This is a genomic window from Bartonella sp. PS17NMGDW, assembly GCF_042193555.1.
Lineage (GTDB): Bacteria > Pseudomonadota > Alphaproteobacteria > Rhizobiales > Rhizobiaceae > Bartonella > Bartonella grahamii.
In genome coordinates this window covers 1-6,992 of sequence record NZ_JBHILY010000026.1, presented here as the reverse complement: position 1 = coordinate 6,992, position 6,992 = coordinate 1, and the positions used below count along the sequence as shown (strand labels likewise).

1 protein-coding gene is annotated in these 6,992 nt (G+C 35.3%); it reads right to left on the bottom strand.

Translation table 11 applies throughout. The features are described 5' to 3' along the window. Window positions 1–904 precede the first annotated feature (904 nt). Window positions 905–5,878: a DEAD/DEAH box helicase gene (locus ACFIJK_RS08450; protein WP_375627487.1), complete on the bottom strand. Its 4,974-nt coding sequence runs from the start codon at window positions 5,876–5,878 to the stop codon at window positions 905–907. Window positions 5,879–6,992 lie beyond the last annotated feature (1,114 nt).

The window sequence follows — 6,992 nt, the reverse complement described above, 5'->3', positions numbered from 1 at the left end:
TCAATTTTATCGGAAAAAAAGACAAGAAATAGCACCTAAAAAATATCAAAAAGATTTCAGAAATTTAGAAAATAAGACGCGCTCCAAAGTCTTGATCACTAGTTGAAAAACTCAACAGTGGTATGGCTCTGATCATGGTTTTGGTGCAAGATTTAAAGGAAATAACCTATTATTTCATAGATTATCAAAATCTCTTTTAATGGGCTTTTGTCTATTTTATCGGTTATGTCAGTTTATTTAACAGACGAATCTTGTGATTTTAGTAAATGATTAAAATGTGCTTTATGAAAAGCATATGATCCTTTAAGCCTTTCAAAAGATAGTTTATAACTCATAATAGATGCTATCAAGACCATTATGGTTATGAGTTTTGGAGGTTTAGGGGGTTTTGGAGGTGCTTTTTACGCTCCCCCCTTTACATATTTTTCAATAAAAAATAAAAGTCATTATATTTCAATAAGTTAATCTTTCAAATAAACAACCTATATTAAACACAAAACATAAATACAATCTTTAATATATATTTAAGAGGGTTTTGTAGGTGTTTTGGGGGTTTGAGAAACATTCAAAACCTATAAGTAATATAAGAAAATGAATATACATAACTCTCTTTAAACAAAGCTTCTGATAACAATAAAGCTATCATTTTAGATTACGGTATAATCTTTTAAAGGCAATGTAAAAGAAGCGTATTCACTTTAAGATGGGATTTATTAAAAATCTTAAAGCAATCCAAAGTACAGTGTTAAAAAGTGCAAAGCCTTATCTTTTATGATAACGCATATAAAATATTCTTTTAAAGATTATATGTAAGCAATTTATAAAAGGGGCATAGAACCTATAGGTATAAAACCTTATACCCGTTGTGAGTTTATCATACCCATTATGTGAGCACGCTTTTAAGTTATTCAGTTTCTCTAATTTCTAGTTTTGGTAGGTTCTTAACGATTTTCATTGTCTCTAAACTTACGGTAATAACCCTTTGAAACAACTCTAATGGATAAGCAGGGTTGCCAACGGTTTCAACAGCATAGTGATTGGCATCATTCACAATGCCACTCTTTTTATCTGTCTTTACACATTGACGCCCCATAACCCATTCAAGAGCAGGCTTGCCATTAATGATATACTCATAAGCTTCAAAAGGAATGTTTGTTATTGTGATATTGCTGTTGTAAAAAACAGTAGACTTATCCTTTATTTTACTATTTCCAGCGAATTTCATTTCAGTCACATAATAAAACTTTTCTGGATTAGATATATCAGTCTGTTTTGGATTACCCTTTTTAAAGGTCACGGGATAAGGTTCCACATCTTCATAGTTTACATGCAAATGACCGAGTTCACGCCCTGCGTTAACAAATTTCCAAAAATCTTCAGCGCTTTTTACACAAGGAATGCGAGGCAATTCTTTAGAGAGGTTATCAGCATAGCGAGTACGGTAATCTTCTGAATGAAGTAAACCATAAACATAATAAAACAGATCATCTTTTGTTATGCTTTCATTAGGATAAGCGGCTTTAAAATGTGCTAGCCCTTCATCAGTAATAGCATCACGCCTCTGTAAACCAGCTGTTGTGTTTTCTTCTGTAGAAATTAAAAATAAATGAGATTGTTTCTCACTTTTATTTTTTGAAACCGTAGCATCTTCATAGATATATCTTGGAAAGCATTGACTATTCTCCATCACTTGAAATTCAGGCACATTCTTAGTCATAATGACAGAAAAATCTTTCATTGCTCCGGTACCTGTAATTTGTATCACTCTATTTTCAACCGCTTGCCCCATTGGAAATATACATGGAATTTGGGCAACCATTTCATTAAAGGCACGATTGTAATAGAGCCATTGTTGTGTAAAAGGACGATATAGGCTTTGAATAAGGCATGTATCTTCAAATTCAAAAATCTTTCCTTTAGTTAAATGTTTCTTAAGATTAATACTCCAACTAATTTTGCTTTCATCGGCATTAACAAAATTATCTACAGTTTTAGTACGTGTTTTACCGTTATCATGTGTATAAACACCATTAAAACGCTCCACTTCACTATTGTAGAAAGTAATCATATTACTCATATTCTTCGCGAGAGTTTCATTGCTTGCATTGTATGCCCAAGCATCACGATTGGTTTTTAGACCACAAGAATAAATCTCAAACAGTTTTTTACTATGAGGTTTCTTATCACCTAAAGCTAGGAATGTCTTGAAACTGTCATCACGTTGACCAAGCCAATCATTATGCTTATCCGGTATAATTATTTGCCAACCTTGTTTGCTCTGTGTAATACCATCAATGCTACCAAATTTTTTAATTGTCTTAAGCTTTTTTTCTCTTGTGAGATAATCTCCAATATCACGGAAATATATTTTCCCACGCTGTTGAGATTCTGGATTTTTTATGAGAATAGAGATAGCTATGGGAGCCCGTGATCCAGAACCAAAAATCTTACCACCTTCTTTTCGCGAAAGTTCTCCAGAGGTTCGTTGATTACCCCGTAAATGGAAAATATAAAGGCTGCTAAATTCCTTAACGAGGCATTTTCTTAAACCATTTAAAGAACATGCATTAATAAACCCTGCGTTTGTCACAAAACCAATAATACCACAATCTTTTATACGGTCACTAGCCCATCGAATTGCTCGTATATAGCTATCATAAAGTGCTTGCATATTGATTGATTCAGATTGAGCAGCATAAGTTTCACTGATACGATTATCTAATATGGGATAAGGGGTATTCTTCGCATTATCATTAGCACTTTTTTGACCAGTTGAATAAGGCGGGTTGCCGAAGATAACTTCGATAGTCAAATTTTTCTGATGTTCCAAATATTCACTGTTTTCTTTGAGTATACCTTCCATAAGATCTTGTTTTTCAATCATTCGAAACGTATCAGTCAAACCAATATGCTTGAAAGGGATATAATTTCCTTTCATAAGACCATGATAGGTTGCTTCGATATTAATGGCTGCTATGTAATAGGCTAGCAAGACAATCTCATTTGCGTGGATATCATAACGGTATTTATATTCCATATCCTCTGGTTTGATGAGATTGGATTGTAATAGCCGTGTGATAAAGGTCCCAGTACCCGTAAAAGGGTCAAGAATAGAAACACCACGTGATCCTAGACTTTTTCCAAATTCATGACGCAACACATCATCAACAGAATGAATGATAAAATCAACAACCTCAATGGGAGTATAAACAATGCCTAATTTTTCTACTGTACGCGGAAAAGCATAACGGAAAAATTCATTATAAAGCTCTACAATTAAACTTTGTTGTGCTTCAAGAGTGGTAATTCCACGCGTGTAAAATTGTACACTCTTAGAAATATTTTTGAGATCTTGAGATTCTTCTTTAGGGGTAACTTTATCAAGGACATTGAGTACACGTTGTAAAGCACAAGATACGGGATTCTCTTGAACAAACTGATGCCCCTCAAATAAAGCATTAAAGACTGGACGCGTCACAAGATGTTGCGCAAGCATTTCAATCGCATTTTGTTCGGAGATAGTTGTATTTAAATTACTACGTAATTCGGTCATAAAATCATTAAACACACGCCGTGTTTCAGTTTCTGATTTCGTCAAAACCTCAGTTAAGCGTGTGATATGAGTTTGAGCAAGATCACCAACATTTATTGCCCATTTTTTCCAATAGCTAGGGTCGTAAAATCTATTAACAATAGCAGCTTTAATGACATCTTTACATTTAGAAAAAAGGGGGAGTTCTCCTTGTTCTTCACATGTGTGAGAGGATTCATAAGTTGCTAACCCAATATTAAGTCCTGAATACTCTAATTTTGAGCGTATAGGTAAATCATCAATAACCGTGGTCGTATCTTCTAACGCAAGTTCTTGAGAAGCAGCAACAATTTCAAGAGCATCGCTTACGTCTTGTTTTTTGTGCATATGGTGAATTATTTTATTAAAGTTATCATCATGAGCACGTAAAGCATTGAGAACTTGCCAGATGACATTATACTTTTGGTTGTTTTCTAAGGCTATTTCCGGCGGAATATCAGCGGGTATCCCAACGGGTAGAATGATATAGCCTCTTTTTTTACCCTCTGCTCGACGCATTACACGTCCTATTGCTTGAATAATCTCAATTTGACTTTTGCGCGGGTGTAAAAATAGAACAGCATCAAGAGCGGGTACATCAACACCTTCAGAAAGACAGCGTACATTGGTAAGTACACGACAAGTATTTTCCCCCGCATCTTCCTTTAACCATTCAAGTTGTTTTGTACGCTCTTTAGCACTAAAGGTTCCATCAATATGGGCAAGGGTACAGTTAAGAGGAGGAGTATCTTTATAGTTTTTATGAAGAGCGCGTAAAGATTCTTGCACTTTTTCTTTTTTGAATCTTTTGCATATGCGTTTAGAAGTATCAATATCTTTGCAAAAAGCTAAAGCTCTACGCATGGGCTTGGGGTCATCTTCAAGATCAAGTTTCAGATCCATTTTGGTAAGGGCTCTATAACAGCCATTAATCTTGGTCCTATCATCGAGAATAAGTTCATAATTCTTATCGGTAATCAGATGTTGAATGGATTGACTTACTTCTTCTTCGTTGACAACTAATATGATAACTTTACAAGGTGATAACAGCTTATCCTCTAAAGCACGTGAAAAGTTGTAAGTGTAAAGTTGTTTGCCATAGAGTTTTTCATTATCCATGGACACCAAAACGTTATTGGATAAGAAAGCATTCCTTTTCAGCTTGTCACTAAAGATCTTTGGGGTTGCTGTCATGTAGAGGCGTTTTTTGCCTCGAATAATGCTATTGTCATGAACCTTGATAAATTCAGATTCATGCTTTTCTGTTCCCAACACAACACCAGTTGTTCTATGGGCTTCATCACAAATGATCAGATCAAATTCAGGTAACCCATGGGTATTTTGTGCATCCGAAATCACTTGGATAGAATGATAGGTTGAAAAGATGACCGTCATTGCATCTGCTAGGTTTTCACAAGCTTCTTTGGCAAGGGCTTTCGCATCTGTTGTAGCAGGGAGAACAAGATCTGATGTTTCCATGCCAACAATATCATCTTGGTTTTTACGACGCTTGCCTACTTTTGTATCCGAACACACGGCAAAAGAACGCAAGGGCACTTGTGCATCGGCTGTCCATTCACGGATCGTTTGCGAGACTAAAGCAAGAGAAGGCACCAGAAACAACACACGCTTGCCTTTTCCTGCTATGGTTTCTGCTATCTTAAGGCTTGTGAAAGTCTTCCCCGTTCCACATGCCATAATCAGCTTGCCACGATCTGCTTCTTTTAACCCTTCACAGACTTTCTTGATGGCTTCTTCTTGATGGGGACGAGGCTCTTTTGTTGATTTCAGAAGAACTTCTTGTTTTGTTGCAAATATTTGCCAATCTATCCGACTGTTTTCCATATGACGAAGGTCAATACGATAAACGGGTATCGCTTGTCCTTTAATCATGGCATTCACATTGTCACTTAATTCCACTTCCGTGGTATCAACGAGAAGGCGATATTTAAAGATGTCTTTTCCAGAGGCAGCGATAAAGCTATCAATATCTTTTTTACTGATCTGATGGTCAGCTTTATAAAACTTACATTGAATAGCCACATATCCCTCTTGATTGCGAAGCTTTGCCACCAGATCAATACCGATATCATTTTTATTCCAACCTTCACGCTCTGTTGCCCATTCATAATAGCTCTCAACCGTTTCATATCGTCCAAAATGGAGAGGGTCATGCATAAGATAAGCCATGACAAGATTTTCAAACAATGTTCCCAATTCACGAGGTGATTTTGCTTGTTGACGATAATATTCTAAGAGAGAGCGTAAAGAGACATGTTCATGATCAGAATGATGAGGGCGAAGCATAAAGAATAAACTCCATGACAATATATTCTATTGATTAATTCTCTTCAAAAGAATCAAAATGAAGCTTATTAAATCCATTTTGAATGAATAGTGTGAAAAATTCGGAAAATGCTAAAAAGCGGATAAATTTTTTCAAAAAGTTTTTTTTAATGCTGTTTATCCACAGCCTATGAGAGAGATCAGATCAGCAAACTAGTGAAATTTGCTATTCGTTTCACGGGTTAATCAAGACAAATGAAGCATGTGCTTTTAAAATATCATAATGATTATTTTGATAGGTTTTATGAGTCACTCAAATAGTCTATTTTGTCAGTTCAATTTACTGACACAAACTGACAAATATATATTATGGATTGTATTTAAGGTTGTATTGTCGATATAGGTTGTATCGTTAAAATACTAACATATTGAAATATAATGATTTTAATTTTCTCTCATTTGAAAAAAATGATATAGGCTCTAAAAAGAACTGACAACACTGACAAGACTGACAACTCTAGACAAAACTCTTCTGTTCAGATCACTCAGATCATTGTCTTTGGAGAAAAGTTCTTTGATGAAAATGCCATTAAATATAACTTATTAGAAAATCAAGACTTTGTTTGCTCGCCAAATTTGGCGAGCAAAGGCAGGAAAAAGAGTTTTGCGTAATTGTCTTGAAAGGCTCTCAAAGAGATTTCTTATTGTTTGCTATGATGGTTTTTGACGATAGGATGTGCTTGATAGCATGATGTCTCGTTTATATGCGTGTTGAGTGGCTTAGAGGAGCTGGAGAGTGAATTTATCTCTAATTATTGATAAATACATTGTAGCATTAAACTGGGGATATTGATGTATTAACCATTGACGGGCTAAACAGTTTTGGTTAAAGGTCTTTTCATATAAATGTGGGGGAGAGATCTTCAGCAGTTAAAATAAAGCAGTTTTTCTAGTGTCACTTTTTTGGTTACAGAGGCATGTGCTTTTGTTAAAAGCGTCATAGGGCAGTGGCTGTTTTGAGTGGACTTGTTAGAGGTTCATGAAGTTCTTTTAAAGAGTGCTTCATGAATAGTGCAAAGCGGGGGCAATCTGTATTGTTTTGTGTATTTTTACGCCAAAGTTCTCTTTTGAGAAT